22 protein-coding genes are annotated in these 21969 nt (G+C 26.0%); 11 read left to right on the top strand and 11 right to left on the bottom strand.

What is annotated here, in order from left to right:
* Both CRU93_RS07420 and CRU93_RS14335 read right to left on the bottom strand, forming a co-directional pair.
* The coding region (locus CRU93_RS07420; protein WP_129103557.1) for a hypothetical protein at positions 1-444 on the bottom strand (444 nt) is incomplete at its 3' end.
* A gap of 107 nt (positions 445-551) precedes the next feature.
* Entirely contained in the window at positions 552-686 is a 135-nt protein-coding gene (locus tag CRU93_RS14335) for a hypothetical protein (protein WP_258238861.1), read from the bottom strand.
* Between the two features lie 136 nt (positions 687-822).
* Here CRU93_RS14335 and CRU93_RS07425 point away from each other — a divergent pair, with 136 nt between their 5' ends.
* On the top strand, positions 823-1293 hold the full coding sequence (locus tag CRU93_RS07425; protein ID WP_129103558.1) for a hypothetical protein: 471 nt from the start codon (positions 823-825) through the stop codon (positions 1291-1293).
* On the opposite strand, the gene CRU93_RS07430 is transcribed toward CRU93_RS07425, so the two are convergent.
* Genes CRU93_RS07430 through CRU93_RS07440 form a run of 3 tightly spaced genes read right to left on the bottom strand, consistent with a single transcriptional unit; the run spans position 1290 to position 4533 of the window.
* On the bottom strand, positions 1290-1772 hold the full coding sequence (locus CRU93_RS07430; protein WP_129103559.1) for a GNAT family N-acetyltransferase: 483 nt from the start codon (positions 1770-1772) through the stop codon (positions 1290-1292). The genes CRU93_RS07425 and CRU93_RS07430 overlap by 4 nt on opposite strands.
* 12 nt (positions 1773-1784) lie before the next feature.
* A complete protein-coding gene (locus CRU93_RS07435; RefSeq protein WP_129103560.1) occupies positions 1785-3581 on the bottom strand; it encodes a TRAP transporter fused permease subunit in 1797 nt (598 codons plus the stop codon).
* Between the two features lie 4 nt (positions 3582-3585).
* Entirely contained in the window at positions 3586-4533 is a 948-nt protein-coding gene (locus CRU93_RS07440) for a TAXI family TRAP transporter solute-binding subunit (protein WP_129103561.1), read from the bottom strand.
* Between the two features lie 197 nt (positions 4534-4730).
* Between CRU93_RS07440 and CRU93_RS07445 the strand changes: the two genes are divergently transcribed.
* From CRU93_RS07445 to CRU93_RS07465, 5 genes are read left to right on the top strand one after another with little or no spacing between them, the layout of a single operon-like run.
* Complete coding sequence (locus tag CRU93_RS07445; RefSeq protein WP_129103562.1) at positions 4731-5156, top strand: MarR family winged helix-turn-helix transcriptional regulator; 426 nt, start codon at positions 4731-4733, stop codon at positions 5154-5156.
* Between the two features lie 7 nt (positions 5157-5163).
* On the top strand, positions 5164-6597 hold the full coding sequence (locus CRU93_RS07450) for a TolC family protein (protein ID WP_129103563.1): 1434 nt from the start codon (positions 5164-5166) through the stop codon (positions 6595-6597).
* Positions 6581-8689 (top strand): FUSC family protein, encoded by a 2109-nt coding sequence (locus CRU93_RS07455; RefSeq protein WP_129103564.1) that lies wholly within the window; start codon positions 6581-6583, stop codon positions 8687-8689. The genes CRU93_RS07450 and CRU93_RS07455 overlap by 17 nt, the downstream gene beginning before the upstream one ends.
* Positions 8689-8889, top strand: coding sequence for a DUF1656 domain-containing protein (locus CRU93_RS07460; protein ID WP_129103565.1), 201 nt, complete (start codon positions 8689-8691; stop codon positions 8887-8889). Before CRU93_RS07455 ends, CRU93_RS07460 begins: the two co-directional genes overlap by 1 nt.
* Positions 8890-8902: 13 nt before the next feature.
* A complete protein-coding gene (locus tag CRU93_RS07465) occupies positions 8903-9775 on the top strand; it encodes an efflux RND transporter periplasmic adaptor subunit (RefSeq protein WP_129103566.1) in 873 nt (290 codons plus the stop codon).
* 11 nt (positions 9776-9786) lie between these two features.
* Here CRU93_RS07465 and CRU93_RS07470 read toward each other — a convergent pair whose 3' ends face one another.
* The 3 genes from CRU93_RS07470 to CRU93_RS07480 form a co-directional block, all read right to left on the bottom strand.
* Positions 9787-10743, bottom strand: a complete 957-nt coding sequence (locus CRU93_RS07470; RefSeq protein ID WP_129103567.1) for a tetratricopeptide repeat protein — start codon at positions 10741-10743, stop codon at positions 9787-9789.
* A gap of 94 nt (positions 10744-10837) precedes the next feature.
* Positions 10838-11659 (bottom strand): LysR family transcriptional regulator, encoded by an 822-nt coding sequence (locus tag CRU93_RS07475; RefSeq protein WP_129103568.1) that lies wholly within the window; start codon positions 11657-11659, stop codon positions 10838-10840.
* 11 nt (positions 11660-11670) lie between these two features.
* The gene (locus CRU93_RS07480) at positions 11671-12414 is read right to left on the bottom strand and encodes a sulfite exporter TauE/SafE family protein (RefSeq protein ID WP_129103569.1); all 744 of its coding nucleotides are present in this window, start codon (positions 12412-12414) and stop codon (positions 11671-11673) included.
* Positions 12415-12562: 148 nt separating this feature from the next.
* On the opposite strand from CRU93_RS07480, the gene CRU93_RS07485 reads away from it, so the two are divergent.
* Entirely contained in the window at positions 12563-12898 is a 336-nt protein-coding gene (locus CRU93_RS07485) for a DUF6172 family protein (RefSeq protein WP_129103570.1), read from the top strand.
* A 69-nt stretch (positions 12899-12967) separates the two neighbouring features.
* Here the strand turns inward: CRU93_RS07485 and CRU93_RS07490 are convergent, their stop codons facing one another.
* On the bottom strand, positions 12968-13987 hold the full coding sequence (locus CRU93_RS07490; RefSeq protein WP_129103571.1) for a DUF6602 domain-containing protein: 1020 nt from the start codon (positions 13985-13987) through the stop codon (positions 12968-12970).
* Between the two features lie 172 nt (positions 13988-14159).
* Positions 14160-16073 carry a molecular chaperone HtpG gene (gene htpG / locus CRU93_RS07495; RefSeq protein ID WP_129103572.1) on the bottom strand — a complete coding sequence of 638 codons (1914 nt, stop codon included), beginning with the start codon at positions 16071-16073 and terminating at the stop codon, positions 14160-14162.
* A gap of 199 nt (positions 16074-16272) precedes the next feature.
* On the opposite strand from htpG, the gene CRU93_RS07500 reads away from it, so the two are divergent.
* The 4 genes from CRU93_RS07500 to CRU93_RS07515 all read left to right on the top strand — a co-directional run bounded on the left by CRU93_RS07500 (position 16273) and on the right by CRU93_RS07515 (position 20678).
* Entirely contained in the window at positions 16273-16650 is a 378-nt protein-coding gene (locus tag CRU93_RS07500) for a DoxX family protein (protein ID WP_129103573.1), read from the top strand.
* An 83-nt stretch (positions 16651-16733) separates the two neighbouring features.
* The gene (ciaB, locus tag CRU93_RS07505; protein ID WP_129103574.1) at positions 16734-18611 is read left to right on the top strand and encodes an invasion protein CiaB; all 1878 of its coding nucleotides are present in this window, start codon (positions 16734-16736) and stop codon (positions 18609-18611) included.
* A 116-nt stretch (positions 18612-18727) separates the two neighbouring features.
* Positions 18728-20149, top strand: a complete 1422-nt coding sequence (locus CRU93_RS07510) for an SDR family oxidoreductase (RefSeq protein WP_129103575.1) — start codon at positions 18728-18730, stop codon at positions 20147-20149.
* Positions 20150-20243: 94 nt separating this feature from the next.
* A complete protein-coding gene (locus tag CRU93_RS07515; protein ID WP_129103576.1) occupies positions 20244-20678 on the top strand; it encodes a globin in 435 nt (144 codons plus the stop codon).
* Between the two features lie 11 nt (positions 20679-20689).
* Here the strand turns inward: CRU93_RS07515 and CRU93_RS07520 are convergent, their stop codons facing one another.
* Entirely contained in the window at positions 20690-21967 is a 1278-nt protein-coding gene (locus tag CRU93_RS07520) for a SagB family peptide dehydrogenase (RefSeq protein WP_129103577.1), read from the bottom strand.
* Positions 21968-21969: the final 2 nt, after the last annotated feature.

The following is a 21969-nucleotide window of genomic DNA, read 5'->3' on the forward strand; positions in this document are numbered from 1 at the left end:
AATCAAATCTTCATATAAGCTAAGGTTAAAATCCAAAATAAAGATATCTTTATATACTTCCCAAACATATACTAATGGCAAAATATGTATTTTATCAATTTGATAAATTATAAACTCAAAATGTTCAAACTCTTTTTTTTCTAATAATTTTATATTTTTAAGCTTCAAGTTTTCTACTAAAAAGTTCTCATATAAACTCAATGCATCTGCATTCCAAGATACATCAGTATCTACTCTTATATGTTCTAAAAAAAAATCTTTTGTTTTGAGAGTATATGCATCTATAACATAAGGATCATGTCTTGTTTTTATTTCAAAATTTTCTAAAGTATATGTATAAAAATAATCAGAATTTACTTTAAATTTTAGAGTATTATCTTCAAGTGAAAATATGGGTCTTGAAACTTTTATAAATAATTTCAAAATTTTTTTTAAAAAGCCCATAGTAATACCCTTAAATATTTAATAGATTACTTTATCATATAAATTATTTTTTTTCAAGTTTTTTTTATAATATAAAGGGCAGATTATGTTCTTTCTACAATAGTGTGTCAGTTTTGTTTATGTAATTTATTCTTTTCTAGTATATCAAATGGCATTTTACCTTTTTGTTTTGCTTTTTCATTATAATATGCAAAGGATAGAACAATTAAAAATACCAATATTAAGCATATCAATTCAAACATAATTTTCTCCAAAGTAAGTTTTTTTGGAATAATACTATATTTTTTGTTAAGTTATCATTTATATTACAAATTGAAAGATATAATATAAGTTTAGGTTAATGTTTGATATACTTTAATTTTATAACTAAGGGATTTAATGAATATTGAACGACACTTTTCTAAAGAGAAAATAATAGATAATTTAGCAAAATACGATATGTACTATCAAATATCTGTAGGTAAACTAATAAATATTACAAATAATAGTAATAATATAGATGCAAATATCGAATTTCAATATGCTCTTGGGTCAATTTATGAACTAATAAAAGATTTAGAAAAACTTGACAATGGTGAAGAACTATTTCCAAGTGAGCTAAGAAATCAAGCAGCTATGGATGCAACTCAAAACTTCATAAATAACAATATGGAATTTGTAAAAAATTCAAAAATAGATATTGAACCAATAATAAATGATATAAATGATAATAATTTTTTCAATAGAACAATGATAGAAATTTGCGAGGAAAGTCAAGAAAAGCAGATTGAAAAATGGGAACTAGTAATAACAGATGAAGTATCAACTGCAATACAAGATTCCCTAAAAGAATTAGAAGCTAAAAGTTAATTTTTAGCAAATTCAACTAATGCTTCTCCTGTTAATCTATAAGGTATCCATTCTGTCAAACCTTTAGCTTTAATACTATCATAAAAATCAATTGAAGGTTTATTCCAATCAAGAACTTGCCATTCAACTCTTTTACAATCTTTTTCTATTGCAATTTTAGCTAATTGTTTTAATAATGCTTTTCCTGCACCAATACCTCTATGTTTTGAACTTACATATAAATCTTCTAGATAAATACCATTTTTACCTTCCCAAGTTGAGTAATTAAAAAAGTATAAAGCCATTCCAACAGCAACACCATCATTTTCTGCAATCAATACATAACTTACACTATTTTCTCCAAAAACACTTTGTCTAATACCTTCTACACTAGTTTTAACTTGATCTAATGCTTTTTCATATATTGCTAATTCTTTTATAAAATTAAAAATAATTTCTGAATCTTCAACTTTTGCCTCTCGTATTGTTACTTTTGACATTTAATTTTTCTCCTACATTGGTAATAAGATTATTATTAAAGCTAAAATTATTAAAAATAATCTTAAAATTTTTGTAAATTTATCATTTACTAAAGCATTTGATAAAACAGCTAATCCAGCCGCAACTTTTAAAAATGCCAATACTGACATTGTAAAGTTAATATCTGGTTTTATTAAATATGGATTTACAATAAAAGCAACTGGAATCAAATATAAACCAATTCCTAATTTCATAGCTTTTGAGACAACTTTTAGCCAATTTGTTTGTGCTATTCCTGAAGCTATAAATACAGTTCCACATACAGGTGGAGTTATAGTTGAAAGTAATGCAAACCAAAATATAAATAGATGTGTTTGTATAGGACTTAGTCCAAATTGTTCAAGTATTGGTCCAGCAACTGATACACATATGATATAAGCTGCAGTAGTTGGAACTTCCATACCTAAAATCAAACAAGCAAATGCAGTAAGAAATAAAGCAATTGATAATTGACCATCTGCAAGATATAAAATTGAAGAAGTTATTTTTACACCAATTCCTGTAATATTTAGTACTCCAATAATAATTCCCGCACAAATTATAACAGATGCAATAGTTGCAATTTGTCTTGAAGCCGTAATACAAGCATCACTAAATTTAATTACAAACTCTTTAAATGATATTTTCCAATCTATATTTACTAAAAGTAAAAGAACTGAAGCAAATATTGCTAATACTGCAGAATATTGTGGCGTTTTACCTACTATTAAAAGTGCATATAAGAGTATTCCAAAAGGAATAATAAAAAAAGGACAAAGCTTTAATACAAATTTTGATTTGGGTATTTCCTCTTCACTCATTGCTACTAAATTATATTTTTTAGAAAAAACATCAATTCCTATCCAAACTGCTGCAAAAAATAAGATTGCAGGGAAAATTGCACTTGACATGATTTTAGAGTATTGAACTCCCAAAAGTTCAGCCATGATAAAAGCCCCTGCTCCCATTAATGGTGGCATAATTTGACCACCCGTACTTGCAACTGCTTCTACTGCTGCTGCTAAACTTGCAGGATATTTTAATCTTTTCATAGTAGGAATTGTAAAAGATCCTGTTGATGCAACATTTGCTGAAGCAGAACCTGAAATAGAACCAAAAAAAGCTGAAGCTAAAACAGAAACTTTAGCTGCACCTCCTTTTAATCTACCTGCTAATTTTGTGGACATTGTCATAAAAGCATTTCCACCTTCTCCAACTGAAACAAATGCTCCAAGTATTACAAACACAGCAACTACATTTACAGAAATACCAGTTAATGAACCATATATTCCACCTTCTGAGATAACTAATGTACCTAAAAAACTATCTAAAGGAATTTTTTCATGTCCAAAATTTCCTGGAATATAATGTCCCCAAATTCCATAAGCTAAAGCAACTGCAGCTGTTAAAGGAAGTGCTAACTTTACTGCTCTTCTTGCCATTTCCAATACTGCAAGAATTAAGCTAATTGCAATAAAATATTGAAAATCACCTTCTAAAGAACCATATTGATCTTCTAAAGTTATATAATTATTAACAATAAAATATGAACTATATAGTGCAATTATTAATAATATATAACCAAAATATTTAGTTGTTTTAGACAACTGTTCATCTTTTGAAAAAAGAAAAATCCAAGGTAAAACAAAAGTCAAATGTAAAGGTCTACTAATTAAATTTGGAATAAGACCTGTAAATACTAAATATATATGAAAAAATACAGTTGCAAATGCAAGAATTGTTATAAAAACATATTTAAAATAGCTTGATTTATTTATTGTTGAATCCATATAACTACTCTAAATCTTTTGATACAGAGGCATTTACTTCTTTATAATATTTTAATGCTCCTTTATGAAGCTTCGTTTTAAACATATTAAGATTTTTAAAAGTAATAGCTTCCCACCATATATTTTGTTTTTCCAAACTACTTTTTGATTGCCAAAATGCTTTTGTTAATTTATAAGCTGTATCTTCACTCATATTTGTAGTTGTATATACTCCAACAGGAAGAGTAGTTGTTACTGTATTAGTATTAACATTTGAGTATGTATTTGCAGGAATTATTATTTTATCTCTTTTTGTTAATTTAATTTGTTTATCATTCATACTCAATAATCTAATATCAGTACTTGCAGCTGCTTCAATTACATTTGGAGCAGGATAAGAACCAGATGTTGCAAAACCATCAATTTGTCCATTTTTAAGTGTAGCTACTGCACCTGAAAGTTCTGCTTTTATTAAATTAACATTTTTTAAGCCAAATGCTTTAATATATTTTCTTATCTCTCTTGCTCCATAACTTCCTCTACCAATAAGTAAAGTTTTGCCTTCTAAATCTTTAAAAGTTTTGATACCTAAGTCTTTTCTTACAACTACATGCATAGTAAGATAAGGAATAGGAAAAAGTGCCCTTACTTTTTCATATGTTTTTGGATTGTCATTTTTAAACATTAGTTTTTTTGATTTTGCAAGTTTTATTAAAACTGGAGGCGTAGTAAACATATAATTAGCAAATCTTTTTCTAACTTCTTTTAGATTTTGAACAGAACCTTGACTCTCTTCTATTGTCATACTAAGTTGATTATTTGAAGCTTTATTAATGTTCTCTGCCATTTGTACTGCCATTTGATAATATGAAGATGATGATTTTGCAGCTTTAAGGGTAACTCTTTCAGTTGCATTTAAATTAATTGACATAAAAAAAACAGTAATAACTGTTAATATTTTGGATAATTTCATTTTCTCTCCTCTTTGAAATTAAAAAATTATAACAATTTAATATTAAAGAAAGCCTATTTTATAAGGATTTTATCCGTAAGAACAAAAATTTATAAAATTTTAAGTTAAACTGCGTAAAATACGCTTAACTTCATAATAGTTAACATATTAACTATTAACTATCTAAGTTTTTAATCAATTAAATTAAAGGTATAAATATGGCATTTGAGTCAGACAACATATTTGGTGTTTTAGTTGCAAATATAAGAAATCATCTAAAAAATAATTTAGAAAAAATTTTACAAGAATATGAGATATCTGCAGCACAAAGTATAATCATTAGAAGACTTTGTGAAAAAGATAATTTAACACAAAAAGAACTTGCTAAAGATACATATTTTAAACAACCTAGTTTAACTTTATTGATAGATAAATTAGAAAAAAAAGGTTTTGTAGAAAGAAAAAATAAAAAAAATGACAGAAGAGCCTTTCTGATTTGTATTACACAAAAAGGTAGAGACTTAGAGCAAGTTATAAAAGCTGGTATAAAAAAAGTAGAAGGTGAAGCTTTAGAAGGTATTGATAATGATACTAAAGAGCTTATAATTCAAACGTTAAAAAAAGTATATTCAAATTTAAAGTAAGAATCACATGAAAATATTATTATTCACAATTACAATTTTCTTTTTATTTACTGGCTGTGTGCCAAAGGTGAATAAGTTAGATAAGATAGAAGATTTAAAAATACAAAATGAATTATTAAAAGATTTAAATCAATTTCATAGTAAAGACATTCAATTAGAATCTAACTGGTGGGAAAAATTCAATGATCCTCAATTAAATAATTTAATAAAAAATGCAATTACAAATTCACCAACTATTAAACAATTGGAACAAAAATTTAAAATTGCAACAAATCTAATGAAATCAACTAAATCAAGAAATTTACCAAGTGTTGATTTTGATTCAAATATATCAAGAAAAAGATATAGTGAAAATTACATTTTCCCTGCTCCATTAGGAGGAAGTTATCAAAATTTATACAATACAGGTCTTAATATAAATTATGATTTTGATTTTTGGGATGAGAGAGCTTCTTTGATTAAAGCTACTGAAAATGAAGCATTAGCTCAAAAAGCACTTATAAAAGTTAAACAATTAGCAATTTCAACATCAATTACTAAATTATACATATCATGGAATTTTAAAATAGAGAAAATAAGAAAATTAAACTCTATAAAAAAACTAGTATATGAAAAGCATTTGATATTAGGAAAATTAAATAAACTTGGTTTGGAAAATAAAAAAAGACAAAATGAAAGTAACTACAAAATAGAAAAAATAAATCAAAATATCTTAAGAATGAAAAAAGAAATAGAAAATATAAAAGAGTCAATAGCTGTAATTGCAGGACTTTTTCCTTCACAAATACAAAGATTAAATAAACCAAAAATTTCAAATAAATATCAATTTTATCTTCCAAAAGATATTCACTTAGATGTAATTTCACATCTACCTAAAATAGCAGTTCAAAAATATTTATTAGCAAGTAAAGATGCTTATATAAAAAATGCTAAAGCAAAATTCTATCCAAATATAAGTATCAAAAGTTTAATTGGATTTACATCTTTTCCTTGGAGTAACTTATTTAAAAGTACATCTTTTGGTCCTGAAGCTGGAGTAGCAGTATCTCTTCCTTTATTTGATGGGAATAGAAGAAAAATAAATTTAAATTCAAAATTAAATGATTATAACTCACAAGTTTATGCTTATAATCAAAGCATAATAGAAGCAATAAATAAAATAGTAAAAACACTAAAGCTAATGCAGTTAAATAAATCAGATATATCTTCTCAAAAAACAGTATTACTAAATAAAATAAAAAATAAAAATATTGAGAAAAAAATCTTTAAATTAGGATTAAAAAATAAGCTTTCATATATAGATTCAAAGATTGATATTCAAAAAGAAGATATTAATAGTATTATATTAAATGACAAAAAAATACAGCTTCAAATTGAGTTAATAAAATCACTTGGTGGTGGATATAAAAATAAGGTAAATACTAATGTTGCTAGCAATTAATAGAGATATTTTGCTTACAGCGGGTAATGAATGGTTAGACAAAGATTTACCAGCTGTAAAATATATAATAAAATCAACAATTTCAGCTTTGCTTGCACTTACTATTTGTATGTATTTTAACTTATCAATGCCTCAGACTTCTGTATTTACAGTATTTATTGTAATGCAGCCATTTAGTGGTCTTGTTTATTCAAAAAGTTTTTATAGACTCGTTGGAACATTTATAGGTACTATGATGGCTATTGTTTTAGTTGGTGCTTATGCTCAAGATAGAGTATCTTTTACACTATTTTTTGCGCTATGGGTTGGACTTTGTGCAGCTATTGGATTTATGTCAAGAAACTTTATGACATATGGATTTGTATTATCAGGTTATACAATTGCACTTGTAACAATGCCAATTATCACAGATAGAATTCAAGATATATTTACTTTTGGTATTGATAGATTATCAGAAGTTGTTATTGGACTATTATGTGCAAGTTTTATAAGTGAAATTTTGTTTCCTGAAAGACTAGGAAAGACACTAGATAAAGTAGAAAAAAGTAAATTTGATTTACTTTTAAATACTTTTAGAAAAAGTGAGAATATATTTGATTTTGATAAAGAGAGTATAAACTACAATAAAGATATTTTGGGTACTGATGCATTAAGAGTTAACAGTAATTTTGAAACAGGAATGAAACAAACAAAAAAACTTTATTACAAAAGATTAAATTCTGAATTTATGCATATAAGTACAACTTTTTTCTCACTAAAAAATATAATAAACAACAATAAAGATAATAGTAATTATATAAATACTATAAAATCAACTTATGAGTTATTAGAAAACTGTTTAAATAAATATGTAGATGAACCTAAAACAGCAAAAAATATTAATACTTTAATTTATGATTTAAAAAATTCAAAAACAAAAATAATAAAAAAAGCAAAAGAAGATAAAGAGATAAATAAAGATGATTTTGATTTAGTACATGATTATAAAAGTACAATATATTTATTAACAAGAATGATTTCAGAATTAAGTGAATATTGCACTACTTATCTTAATTTCTTATCTGATGATAAAAGTATAAAAAAACTTGAGAAATTTTCACAAAAACTAAAATTTTCAACATATACAGATAATGTACTTATATCTGTAATGATAATAAGAGGTGCTTTTGCTTTTATAATAATGATGATTTTTTGGATGGCAACAGGGTGGAAATATGCACCTTTTGCAGTAATTCCTGCAGTTGCAAATACTTTACTATTAAGTACAGCACCAAATCCAGTAGGAGCAACAAAAGGTTTTTTAACAGGAACAATAATCGCTTTAATAATAACACCCTTATATAATTTTTATATTATTCCAATGTATGTAAATGATGTCTTTACATTTTGGATATTTTTATCACCTATTCTTGCTTTTATATCACTACTAATGATACTTCCAGGCAAAAATACAATAGGTTTTGGAATATTATTAGTATTTATCAATACAGCTGCTATTTATAGCCATTATAATATGCATTTTATACCTTTTGCAGATATGAGTTTAGCAACAATTTTGGGGTTATTAATATCTGGGCTTAGTTATGTTTTAATTGATTTTGCATCAACAGCATGGATAGAATCAAGAGTAAAAAAAGCGTTAAGTGTTCAATTAGAAGAATCAATCAAAAATAAACTTGCTCTTCAAAGAGTAAAACTAGAAAGTGCAAGTTTTGATTTAATTCAAAGATATTCTACAGTTGGGAGATTGGATAATAAATCAAATCGTATGATTTTTAGATGGGTTCTTTCAACGTTGGAACTAGGAAAAGCTATAATTAATATAAGAAGAATATCTACTTTATTTTCAAAACAAAGACCTGCACAAGTACATAAAATTCTTACTTTAATTAGAAAATATTTTGATAATAAAAATTTAAAAGATAAAGAAGAACAACTAAAAGTAATCAAAGAAAAAATTGATGAGTTTGAACATTTACATTTAAATTCTGCAAATGATCAAATTTTATTAAAAGATATCTATCTTAACTTGTCAATTATCTACTCTATTATAAAAAATACAGAGTTTTTACCAATAAAAGGAGAAGTATAATGCATCCAATAATATCACTTTTTGGTATTCAAATACCTGCATTAATTTTAATATTTTTAATAGCAGGTGTAATTCAAATATTATTAAATAAAGTATTTGCTGAATTAGGAGTCTATGAGTTTGTATGGCATCCAGGACTTTTTAGAACAGCAATATTTGTATGCATATTTGCAAGTTTTTCACTAATAATTTATAAATAAGGACATAACATAAATGCAAAAAAATAAAATAATAAAACTTATAAGATATATCATCACATTTAGTGTAGTTACAATTGCCATTATATTAGGAATGACATTATGGCATAACTATGTTGATTCACCATGGACAAGAGATGGAAGAGTAAGAGCTGATATAACTCTTATTGCTCCTGATGTTTCAGGTATAGTTACTAAAGTCTATGTTAAAGATAATCAACATGTCAAAAAAAATGATAAACTATATGAAATAGATAAAAAAAGATTTGAAGCTAATTTAAAAAGACAAAAATCAATTGTTGCAGAAAAAGAAGCAAACTATGAAAAGAAAAAAGCGCAATACAATAAAAGAATAAAAGGTGATGATTCAATTATTCCTAGAGATGTAAAAGATGATGCAAAGTACAATCTACTTATGGCAAAAGAGGAATTAAATGAAGCAAAATCGAAACTTGAAGTTTTTGAACTTGACTTAAAAAGAAGTACAATTTATGCACCAACTGATGGTTGGGTAAATAACTTATTATTAAAAAAAGGTGACTTTATACAAAAAGGTCAAAGTCATTTATCAATTTTAAATCAAGATAGTTTTTGGGTTTATGGATATTTTGAAGAGCATAAAATTCCTAAAATTCATATTGGGGATACTGCAATTATGAATCCACTTGGAACAGACATAACATTAAAAGGTCATGTAGAAAGTATTGCAAATGGTATTACAGATAGAGATAATAAAATAGGAAGAGGTTTACTTGCCAATGTAAATCCATCTTTTACTTGGGTAAGATTAGCACAAAGAATTCCTGTTAGAATTGTTGTTGATGAAATGCCAAAAGATTATACTTTAAGAGCTGGTACTACTTGTACTATTGAAATCAAAACTAAATAAAATACAAACTCTTAAAAAGAGTTTGTATTAAATCTTTCTTTATCCCTTAAAACTTCAGCTGTTAAAACCATATCATTTATAATTGTATCTTTTGTATTAGCAAACTTTTCAATAAACTTATCACAAACTTCAGATAACTCTTTTTCTCTTCCTAGTTCACCTAATAAAAGAATTTTATTATATGAAGCAAGAGCAACTTGGGCTAATAATTTTGCATTTGCACTATTTTCAAATCTATTAATTATCTCAGTGTATGCTTCTAAAGCTTTTAAAACCTCTTCTTCATCTCTTAAAACAGAAGCTTTATTTACCATCGTTTTTGCTACAACTTCTAATATTTTCTCATTTTTCGTATCATTAAATTTATTTAATAATTTATCATAAACTTCAAGAGCTTTTTTATTTTGCTCTAGTTTTTGATATGTTGATGAAAGATTAAATAGTGCACTTGATACATCATATAATACTTCATCTTGTTTTGTGTTTTCAAAATTTTTAATAAATTCTTCATAAATTGAAGCAACATCTTCTAAATTCCCTATCTGTTTTGTACAAATAGCTTTGTTTAAATATGTTTTTACTAAAATTATTTCTATTTTAGGTGAGATATCTGTTATGAATTTTTCTAGAATTTTATTATAACAAACTAGCTCTTCTTCATATCTTTTTTGTTTTGCTAAAATCATAGCTTTATTGTATAAAGCATAAGCAAGAATATATAAAACATTTTCATCTTCAGAATAAAAAAAAGTATCTATAATTTCATCAAAAGTTATAAGTACATCATCTTTTTTATCTAATGCCAATAATACTCTTGCTTTTGCCATCAAAGCATAAGCAACTTCCAAATCTTTTTCATCCGCGATTTGTAAAAGTTGATAAGTTAAATCTAAAGCTTCTTTGTACTGTTTATTATGAAATTTCATATTAAACTCATCGTATACATTCTTAAATTCAATTTGACTCAACTTTACTCCTAAAATTAATTATATTGTATATAAATAAGATATAACACAATCTCTTAATATAAGCTAATTTGAGATGACATAAATATGACTTTTACTATGAAAGAGTAAGTTTTTTTAAATAATTTTCAATAATCAATGGAAAATCTTTTCTACATACTAAATGTGTGTCAAGTTCAAAGTCCATATTTGTAACTTTTAATCTATGTAAATAACCAAATTTTTCAATTATTTGCCTAGAGAAAAGCGCAACTCCATATCCTGCTTCAACACAAGCAAGAATTACCTCATAATTTTCTAAATTGACTTTTTTATATTTGTTTTTATTTTTTTCTAAAAGATATTTTTCTAAAAATATTCTATTTAAACAGCCATTTTTATATGCAAAAATCTTATTTTCAGGAGTTTTATCTTTTGCTTGAACTAAAACAATATCCTCTTTTATTATATTTAATACTTTTAAATCTTTATGTTTAGGATCACCATTTACAAATGCAATATCTAACTTATACTCTAAAAGCTTATCTATTAAATTTAAACTACTATCAACAACAAACTCCAACTTCATATCTTTATAATCATGATTTAATTTTTTGATAAAATCAGCAAGTCTAATCGTAGCATTTGATTGAGTTGAGCCAATTTTCAATAATTCATGATAATTTATATTTTGCATTTTTAAAGTTGCTTCTTCAACTTTTTTTACAATATCAATAGCAAAAGGATAGAGTTTTTCTCCCTCTTGTGTCAAAATAACTCCCCTATTTGTTCTGTGAAACAGTTCATATCCCAAACTTTTTTCAAGCTGTTTTATTCTTAGTGTTACATTTGATTGAGTAAAGTTCAACTCCTTTGCACCAAGTGAAATACTTTTTGTATTTGCAACTGCAAGAAAAACTTTCAGTAAGTTAGAATCCATATCTTTTCCTTTTAAAAACTTATTGTTTGTACAACTAACATAGAAGCTATAATAAAAAGAAGTACTTTTAATATCTTTACATATAGTTTTGAATCAATTAGTTTTTTAACTTTTATTCCTAAAAACATACCTATAAATGTAGCTGCAAGACCTATCATAGAGATATTAAAATCATCTACTGTAAAACTGTCATGCAATAAAAAAACTGTTATTTGCCCAATTTTAGTAAACAAAAAACAAAGATTTGATAATTGAACAGTATCTTTTCTAGTATATTTCATCTCTAAAGTATACATAATCATCAATGGCGCAACAATATTTGTAAGACCTGATAACATTCCACCAAAAATACCTAAACTATAAGTTGAACTTCGTGGATATTTAGAAATAAAAGTTGCTTCTATTTTAACAACTGATTGAAGAAGATACAAAAATATAATAGCTGCAAGTAATAGTTTAAAAAGATCTGAGTTTGTGTATAGAAGTAAAACTGTACCTAAAGCACTTCCAACTACCATCAAAGTTATAATAAACCAAAACTTTTTTAAAGCCTGTAAAAACTTACCTTCACTTAAAATACTTAATATATTTGCACCCATAGTCGGAATAAGCATATATAAAATAGTAGTTTGCATATCTGTAAAAAGTGCAATAATAGGAGTAGAAATCATCCCAAAACCAAAACCAATAGCCCCATGAACAGTTGATGCAAAAAACAGAGTTAAACATAAAGCTATGATAAAAGTATATTCCATATGAGGATCCTTAATATTATCTATAATTATGTGTAATATCAAATAATATTACTAGTAATTATATCTATAGAATATAAAAATAAAATAAATAAAAAATATAAAATATAGTAAAACTTAGATACAATTGCAAAAAAACAAAAGGAAACTTGTGAAAAAAACATTTAAACTACAAGTAGAAAACAAACATCCAGATAGAGTTGTAGAAGGTATAAAACACGAAGTAAGAAAATATATAAAAAGAGAAAATAAAAAGCAACTTCCTGAAGATAAAGACTTTTGGTTTTTTGATTGTAAATTTGCAATAGAAGGTGACGAACCAAAAGTAATACAATTTTCAGAAATTACAAAATCAATTGATGAAGCAGCCGCATCAGGAAAAGAAACATTCTATCTTGAAATCATAGCAAGAGCAGAAAAAAGACCTGAAAAAGAAGTAGAAGAAATAGAAAATATTCCTGAATTATCAGAAGATGATATTAAATAGAACTAATCTTCTTCTTATTATTAGAAAGTTGAAATCAAATTTTCGATTTCACTTTTTAATGGTTTTCTTCTATTTTTTATTAACTATAAGTTTATTTAATTTTCCATCATTATTTGAAGATAAAGTAAATGTTATTGAATTTAAAATAGTCTCTTTAAGTCCATTAAAATCTATTTCTTCATAACTTTCATTATTCCACATATCTACAATATATTCCGTATAAATATTAAAACTATTATCAATACAATTAGATAACAAATAAGTTCCAAATTTTTCTTTACATAAAGTATTTGAAATACCAGATAAAAGCCCAAGTAAATTACAGTTACCTTTTTTATCTTCTATTCCTGCCCAGCAATAATAAGTAAAGTATATATCTTCATAATTTATATCATTTATTATTAAATCTTTTTCTATATTAACGTCAATATTTTCTGTTTCATATTCAATTTTGAAGCTATTGTCCCCAACTATCATATCATGACACTTATTTTGTTTTATGAATTGTTTTACAAAATCATTTTTATTTATAGAGTCTTTTAAATAAATTTTCTGGAAAGTGAAAAAATAGTATCCTTTGTTTAAAACACAATATGCTTTAATATGAGGATTATATAAAAAGGCATTATCCTTTTCGTAATATCTTCTTAATTCTGATTTACTTTGAATATCACTTGAAAAAGAAAATAATACATTTCTTCCTTTATATCCAATACACTTTTTTAAGTTTTTAAACTTTTCAATTGTTGTATCTAATTCTTTAGAATTTATTGTACTTTTTATTTCAAAAATATATTCAACTGCTTCACAAGGTACAAACCCTAATTCTACACCAAAAAGAAGAGCAGGAAGAATTTCATTGTTATATAAAATAATATCACTTTCATTGGACTGGAATCCAGAAGAATCTTGTACAATACCTTTTGATAGTTTAAATCTATTTGGTATTAAATCTTTTACTAGTTCAAGAAATAATATTTCATTTAAACTGCCTTTTATTCCTTGATGATTTACATTCTTATTTGAGGTATAAGAAGATTTTAAAAAGTCAATTTTTGTATTTATTATTTCATTTATATAATTACTCATAATATTCCTTTAATAGATTATAAAATATAAATACTTATATTACTTATTTTTATAGAAGAGTTAGTTGTATGAAGATTCAAGGCGAAGTAAGTTTTTGGCGATTGAGCATACTAAAGTATGTGATTGAGCCAAAAATTTACTTCAACGCAGGAGATTTATGTAAATAGCTCTTTTATAGAGCTTTTGCTGTGATTCTTGATAATCTCTGTGCAAACGCTACTGCATCAGTAATTTCCATACCTTCAGATAGTTTCGCTTGGTCTAATAGTACCCATGATACATCATCAATCATTTTATCATCAGGACAACCATTTAGTTTTTTAACTATTTCATGGTCTGGGTTGATTTCTAAGATTGGTGCTGATTCTGGCATCTCTTGTCCCATTGCTCTCATCATTTGCATCATTTGAGCCATTTGTGCATCACCTGTGTCTTTAACTACACAAGATGGAGAATCAGAAAGTCTATTTGTAACTTTTACTTCTTTTACAGATTCACCTAAAATATCTTTGATTTTTTTAGTGATATCTTGGAATTTTTCTTCTACTTCTTTTTTCTCTTCTTCTGTTTGCTCTACTTTTGGAGGTTCAACTGAAGTAATATCTTTAAATTCCCACTCTTTATATGCACCAAGAGTTGGAGTAATAATTTCATCTATCTCTTTATCATCTAAAATAAGAACTTCGATATTATTTTTCTTATAACTTTCTAATAATGGAGAGTTTCTAAGAACATTTTCATTTTCACCTACTATGTAGTAGATTGCTTTTTGTTCAGTATCTGCAGACTCTTTATAAGCTGCAAGAGAAGTCATCTCACCATCTTTTGTTTTTGTAGATTTATATCTAATTAGATCTAAGATTGTTTCTTTATTTGTAAAGTCTTGGTAAGCACCCTCTTTTAAAGGTCTATTATATTGAGCAATAAACTCCTTATATTTCTCTTCATCTTTAGCTAATTTTTTGATTTCACTTAAGATTTTTTTAACTGAACCTTGTTTGATATTTGCTAAGATTCTATTTTCTTGTAAGATTTCTCTACTTACATTTAAAGGTAAATCTTCAGAATCAATAATACCTCTTACAAATCTTAAGTAAGTTGGTAATAACTCTTTTTCATCATCTGTGATAAATACTCTTTTAACATATAATTTAACACCTGGTTGATAATCAGCTCTATACATATCCATTGGTGCAGTTTTTGGAATATAAAATAGTGTTGTATATTCATTTACACCTTCTGCTCTTGTATGAATAGTAGCCATTGGGTCTTGTGAATCATGAGAGATTGACTTATAGAACTCATTATAATCTTCTTGTTTTAACTTAGATTTTGGTTGAGTCCAAAGTGCAGTTGCTGCATTTATTTGTTCATGTCTTTTCTCTTTAGTTTTCTTAGCTTCTTTTCCAGCTTTTTTATCTTCTTCACTTAACTCTTCTTCAACTTCTTCTTGATAATTTAAGAAAATTGGGTAAGCGATGTGATTTGAGTATTTTTCAATAATATTTTGAATTCTTGGTTTTGAAGCAAATTCACTTGCTTCTTCATCTTTTAATTTGATATAAATAACAGTACCATTTGATTCTTTAGTAACTGGAACAATATCAAATTCACCAGTACCTGTACTTGACCATTTATAAGCTTGATCTTCACCTGCTTTTTTAGAAATAACATCAACATTTGATGCTACCATAAATACAGAATAAAAACCAACACCAAATTGTCCGATTAAATTACTATCTTTTTTAGCATCACCTGTTAGTGCTTCTACAAATGATTTTGTTCCTGATTTTGCTATTGTACCAATAGAAGCGATTAAATCCTCTTCATTCATACCAACACCATTATCAACTATAGTAATTGACTTGTCATCTTCGTCAAATGCAATATTGATTTCACCTTTCCAATCTTCTGGAAGTTTTGATTTCATATTGTCATCTGTTAATTTTAAATAGTTTAATTTATCTATTGCATCACTTGCATTTGATACAAGTTCTCTTATAAAAATCTCTTTATTTGAGTATAAAGAATGAGTCATTAAATGTAATAATTGACCTACTTCTGTCTGAAATTGATGTTTTGCCATAATTTCTCCTATATATTTTTTAAACTTTCGAAATAATTTTATCACATCTTTATAAAAGTTGGCTAAAGTTTTTAAACAAATTAGCACTTTTATATACAAAGTGCTAATCATGTTACTGTTTATCTTAAATTTACAGATTAGTCATAATGCTAAATTAAAAATAATGATTTTTTTTATATAATTTTGCTAAAGGAAAAGTATGTTAAGAAAAGTTTATATCATATCGACATTGACTATTGTAATAATTGCAGGTTTTGCAGGTGGAGCAGTAGATGTCTTATTATTAGACTCTGTGATTCAAATTGCTAATAAACTTGGCTATCCTTTATATTTCTTTACTGCATTAGGTGTTTTGAAGATTTTAGGTGCAGCTATGCTTCTACTTCCATCAAAACTAGATAGAATTAGAGATTTAGCATATGCTGGATTTACATTAGATTTTTTATTTGCTTCATATTCACATTATAGTTCGAATAGTAGTATTGGGGAAATTATTATTCCATTAGTGTTTTTAGCAATTTTAGTAATATCATTTCTACTTAGAAATAGAGCAACAATCTTTAATAGTGAAGATTAATTCTTCACTATTTCTTTCTACTTATAAAAAAATAAACATAATCTCGATAAACTTACAAAATCTATGACAAAGGACTTATAATTATGAATGAAAACCAATTTTTAAAAGATGTTGAAAAAATATATCAATTTTTAGAAGAACAAAAAAACAATACAAATAAATTAATAACTTACTTAGAAAATAATGAACTAGATAAACTATCAATTATTGATGAATTTGCACAAAAACTAGATCTTCAATTGGATAATAATTTGAGATTTGCACTTATTACAAGATTAGTTAATCTAAGAGATGATTCTTTAGTACAAGTTCTTAAAAAACAAGGTAAAGATGAAAAAGAGATTATAGACTTACAAGAAAAAGCATATCGTTTTGTAAAAGAGATTTGGGAAGAAAAGCACTTAAAATTAATCGATTTTATTGAAAAAGAAAACTTATTAACACCTTTTTATAAAGAGATTTTTGTAGGAGTTTATAGTGTTGGTAAGATGATGAGTAAATGGCAAAGTTCATGGACTGCACTTATTATCAATAAAACAAATAAACAACTACTTGAAAAATTTGATGGTGATGAAACTAAAGTATTTGAATACTTAGAAAATGAAAAACTTTTTGATTTAGGACATGGTGGAGAAATTGCAGATAGATGTTATTCTGCATTAGTTAAACAAAATGACCAATACAAATCAAAAGCATATATTGATGCATTTAAAAAAGAAGTAACAGAAGTAGTCGATGCATTAGAAAACTTTGCAGATAGATTACTTGAACATGAAGATGAAATATATAATCAAAAATGGGATTATATTTTATATATTCAAGCACTAATAAAAGCCTTTAGTGAGCAAGATGTAAATGCCCTTGTAGAAAAATGGGCAGATGTTGATAGAGCTTGGATGAAAATAAAAACACCTATTCAAATAGGACATCCACTTGAATATTATGAAGATCACTTTAGAAAAGCAGTTGCTTTGGAGTGGGATATAAGACTTACAAACCCTACATTTGCTAAAAATGAAAATAGAGTAAATAAAATAAAATCAGCATTTGAAAAAATATATAGCAGCTTTGAATCAAATAAAAAGTATGAAAACATTTATAATTTCTCACTTAAATCTCTTGATAAAGTTCAATTATATATTGGTAGACCAGCACTATTTTTTGGAGCTGAATTCAATGGCTTATTTTCAGCGCAAGTTGTACCAAATGACGAAATAGTAAGTAAAGAAGAAGGAAAGAAAATATTTGCATTCTCTGATGAGATTTTACAAATTAGTAGAGCAAAACCATTTTTAAAATTAACAAAAGATATTTTTGGACAAGAGTTACTTAAAAAAGATAGAGAGTTTTTATTTAATGAAACAGAAAAATGGCATAAAGTTTATGATATAAGTACAATTGGTCATGAATATGGACATATTTTATGGTGTGATGATGAAACAGAAGCAACTATGAATAAAACAGGAAACTTTAAAAATATTGAAGAATTTAAAGCAACAACTGGTGGATTAATTTCATTTTTTTGTGATGAAGAAGATGATGAAAAAGAACTAGAAGAACAAGTATTTATTGACTTAGTAAAAAGAGCAATTGGACTTATTGGATGGATGGAAGTTGATGAAGTTCAACCTTATTATTGTGAAGGACTAATTCACTTAAATGCACTATTTGATTCAGCTATTTTAGACTTTGATAAAGAAAAATTAATTATTGATTTAGAAGATAGCAAAAAAGAAGAATTGAAAAAATGGTATATTGAAAATTATACAAACTTAGCAAAACACTATCTAGACAAAAAAGATGCAACTTTATTTTTAAACCAATTTGCAGTAAAAGAAGGTAAATTTTTTATGCCTGTAAATGAAAAAATAAACTCTTTTGTTAAATTCTATTTTGAAAAATATAAAGATATTGGACAAGAACTAGATACAGAAGATAAAAAATCTAACTATATAAAATAAGAGGCAATGCCTCTTATTGTTTATTTGCCTTTATAACTTTTAAATTACAAAAGAAATCTACTAATCTACACTTTAAGATGCTAGAATGAATATATTATAGTCAAGAAGGATATATCATGAAAGTATTACTAACTGGTTCAACAGGATATATTGGAAGAAGATTAAAACAAAAACTTATTCAAAATAGTGATATACAATTAAGGCTTTTTGTAAGAAATAAAAAAACAATTTCTACAAAAGTACCCAAAGAAATTGAAATTTTTGAAGGCGATACTTTTGATAAAGAAAGCTTAAAAGATGCATTAAAAGGTGTAGATGTTGCTTATTATTTAATACATTCTTTAAATAGTGATGATTATAAAAATCTTGATAAAATTTCAGCTGAAAACTTTATAGAAATTGCAAAAGAGTGTAAAGTTAAAAAGGTTATTTATCTTGGTGGATTAGGTGTAAAAAATGAGCATACAAGTAAACATTTATTAAGTAGATTAGAAACAGGTGAAATATTAAGTAGTTGCAAAGAAGTTCAAACAATATGGATAAGAGCTGGCGTTATAATAGGTTCAGGAAGTACAAGTTTTGAAATTATTAGAAATCTAACTGAAAAACTACCTATCATGACAACTCCTAAATGGGTATTAACAAAAGCACAACCAATTGCAGTTGAAGATGTATTAAAATATCTAGAACAATCTTTGTATTTAGAAGAAAAAGAGAACCTAATAGTTGATATAGGAGCAGAACAGCTTCAATACAAAGATATGATGCTTCAAACAGCAAAAGCGCTGGGACTAAAAAGAATTTTGATTCCACTTCCTTTTTTATCAATTACATTATCTTCTTATTGGTTAAATTTATTTACACCTGTACCTTTTAAAGTTGCAAAAGAGTTAATTGAAGGTTTACGTTCTGAAGTGATAATTCAAAATAATAATGCAGAAAAATATTTTCCAAATATAAAACCAATGTCATTTATTGATTCAGTAAAAAAAGCAGTTGATGAAATAGAAAAACATCAAGTTATAAGTAGATGGAGTGACCATGCTGGAACAATTTGGGATAAAGACCACATCAAAGAGATTGCAGATGCGATATTTATTGATAGAAAAGAAATAGATATTACAAATATACCAAAAGAAAATGTATATAAAAGTTTTATGAGTATTGGAGGAAAAGAAGGTTGGTTTGATTATGATTTTTTATGGGAATTAAGAGGAATTATTGACAAAGTTATTGGTGGAGTTGGTTTAAAAAGAGGAAGAAGAAGTCAAGATGAATTGAGAATTGGTGAGAGCTTGGACTTTTGGAAAGTAGTAGATATAAAAGAAAATGAAAGATTACTGCTATTTGCACAAATGAAACTACCAGGAAGTGCATGGCTTGAGTTTAAAATAGAAGATGATAAATTTATTCAATCAGCATATTTTTATCCAAGAGGAGTTTTAGGAAGAGCATATTGGTATATACTTGTTCCTTTGCACTATTTTGTTTTTAATAATATGGTTTCAAGTATTGTAAAAAGAGCAAAACAATTGTAACCAAAAATAAAAATAAATTTTAAAAATTAATACTTTTTTTTCTTTTTTTAATATATATTAAATTGTATATTTCCACAAAAAACAAAGGTGCAAAATGCAATATACTATGACTAATGGACAAGTAGGAACAAGACCGCCTGTTAGTCTTCCTAATCCAAAGCTTTTAGAAGTATTAGGCGAAGATGGAATAAGAAAGATGGTTTCAGATCATTATGATTTATTAAAAGAAAGTAATATTAGTGGACTTTTTCCTCCAACTGAAGAAGGATTTGCAAAAGCTAAAGAGCATTCTGCTGATTTTTTTATACAAATATGTGGTGGACCAAAATACTTCAATGAAAAAAGAGGTGCACCAATGATGGCTGCAAGACATAGTCCTTTTAAAATCAATCAAGAAGCAAGAAGAATTTGGCTTGAGAGTTATGCTATTGTTCTTAATGAACTTGATATTTCAGATGATTTAAAACAATCATTTTGGAACTATATAGATATTTTTTCTATTTGGATGATGAACTCAAACGAAAACTAAGCTTTTAAAGCTTAGTTACCTATTGCAAGTGCATATAAAACCATAGTATTATCTTCTAAAAAAGTACAAACTTCATCATCATAATATGCACCTATTCCACTACATCCATATCCCAAATAATTAGCAGCTAAATATAATCTATGACCAATTATTCCAGCTTTTTGATATAAAGCCTGATAATTTTTTCCTTTTGAAGTAATAAAAAAAGTAACTGCACTATCTTTACCTAAATCTTGTTCTAAGCACAAATATCCAGCTTGATTTTGAAAATCACCCTTTTTTATATATTCTAAACCTTTAAATAGTCCTAAAGGCATACTTTTAACTCTATTAATCACACAATATATATCAATTTCTTCATCACAATCACTAGTAATCTTTTCATTCAGAATATCAAGTATTTTAAAAAATTCTTCTTTTTTAATAGCTTGTTTTGAAAACCCTCTGATTGAACGTCTTTTAAAAATTATATCTTTAAAAGCTTCTTTATCATAATAAAAATATGGTTTTTCTTCTTGTCTTTTTGCATTTATAATTTGTAAAGAATCATTGTATGCTTTTTCAATAATTTCATTTGGTTCAAAAAAATATGTTCCATCAACATTATTAATATTTAAATCAAAAGATATAACTTCAGCATCTGTTTTTGTCCCAACAATAACACAGCTTTGAAAAAACTCTTCATTTTTAAAATTAAACTTGTTATTTAGACTTTTTTTATCAAAATCATAAATTATTTCATAATTTTTATCATACAAATAACAACTAGCTTCTAAGCTACCTAAAATATGTCCACCGTCCAAAAGACAATATCTAAAAGCTCTATTTTTATATTTCCAAGAAGAACGATAATATAGTGAAGAAATAAAAAATATAAACCCATCTACTTTAGTATCTAATCCAATATCTTTTTCTAAACCTTCATCTTTTATTGAAGATAATAAAGTCATACTCATACTAACAATATCTAAATGATAAACTCCATCTTTTATATTTTCATTATTTCTACTTTGAAAATATATTTCATTTGGATATAGAGCACCTGCACTTGGGTTCATTCTTAAGTAATACTCAACTCCTGGATAACTTTTTTTTGCATTAAGCCCAGCAATATAATATAAAAATCCATGCATAGAGTTATCAATATTTAACTCATACTTTTCATACATATCATAGGTTTTAAAAACTATTGGTTGATTATCCCAACTTAATCTATTAGGATAATTTCTTATTGAAAAGTATGAGTGTTTTGTCTTTAAATGATAATCGAAAAATTCTTTAAAGCTCATAT

The organism is Arcobacter sp. CECT 8985, from assembly GCF_004116495.1.
Lineage (GTDB): Bacteria > Campylobacterota > Campylobacteria > Campylobacterales > Arcobacteraceae > Malaciobacter.

Coding starts and splice junctions, on each gene's coding strand:
- CRU93_RS07465 (WP_129103566.1), top strand. CDS start 8,903: ATGCAAAAAAATAAAATAATAAAACTTATAAGATATATCATCACATTT.
- CRU93_RS07435 (WP_129103560.1), bottom strand. CDS start 3,581: ATGGATTCAACAATAAATAAATCAAGCTATTTTAAATATGTTTTTATA.
- CRU93_RS07440 (WP_129103561.1), bottom strand. CDS start 4,533: ATGAAATTATCCAAAATATTAACAGTTATTACTGTTTTTTTTATGTCA.
- ciaB (WP_129103574.1), top strand. CDS start 16,734: ATGAATGAAAACCAATTTTTAAAAGATGTTGAAAAAATATATCAATTT.
- CRU93_RS07490 (WP_129103571.1), bottom strand. CDS start 13,987: ATGAGTAATTATATAAATGAAATAATAAATACAAAAATTGACTTTTTA.
- CRU93_RS07430 (WP_129103559.1), bottom strand. CDS start 1,772: ATGTCAAAAGTAACAATACGAGAGGCAAAAGTTGAAGATTCAGAAATT.
- CRU93_RS07450 (WP_129103563.1), top strand. CDS start 5,164: ATGAAAATATTATTATTCACAATTACAATTTTCTTTTTATTTACTGGC.
- CRU93_RS07520 (WP_129103577.1), bottom strand. CDS start 21,967: ATGAGCTTTAAAGAATTTTTCGATTATCATTTAAAGACAAAACACTCA.
- CRU93_RS07445 (WP_129103562.1), top strand. CDS start 4,731: ATGGCATTTGAGTCAGACAACATATTTGGTGTTTTAGTTGCAAATATA.
- CRU93_RS07480 (WP_129103569.1), bottom strand. CDS start 12,414: ATGGAATATACTTTTATCATAGCTTTATGTTTAACTCTGTTTTTTGCA.
- CRU93_RS14335 (WP_258238861.1), bottom strand. CDS start 686: ATGTTTGAATTGATATGCTTAATATTGGTATTTTTAATTGTTCTATCC.
- CRU93_RS07475 (WP_129103568.1), bottom strand. CDS start 11,659: ATGGATTCTAACTTACTGAAAGTTTTTCTTGCAGTTGCAAATACAAAA.
- CRU93_RS07515 (WP_129103576.1), top strand. CDS start 20,244: ATGCAATATACTATGACTAATGGACAAGTAGGAACAAGACCGCCTGTT.
- CRU93_RS07460 (WP_129103565.1), top strand. CDS start 8,689: ATGCATCCAATAATATCACTTTTTGGTATTCAAATACCTGCATTAATT.
- CRU93_RS07425 (WP_129103558.1), top strand. CDS start 823: ATGAATATTGAACGACACTTTTCTAAAGAGAAAATAATAGATAATTTA.
- CRU93_RS07455 (WP_129103564.1), top strand. CDS start 6,581: ATGTTGCTAGCAATTAATAGAGATATTTTGCTTACAGCGGGTAATGAA.
- htpG (WP_129103572.1), bottom strand. CDS start 16,073: ATGGCAAAACATCAATTTCAGACAGAAGTAGGTCAATTATTACATTTA.
- CRU93_RS07510 (WP_129103575.1), top strand. CDS start 18,728: ATGAAAGTATTACTAACTGGTTCAACAGGATATATTGGAAGAAGATTA.
- CRU93_RS07500 (WP_129103573.1), top strand. CDS start 16,273: ATGTTAAGAAAAGTTTATATCATATCGACATTGACTATTGTAATAATT.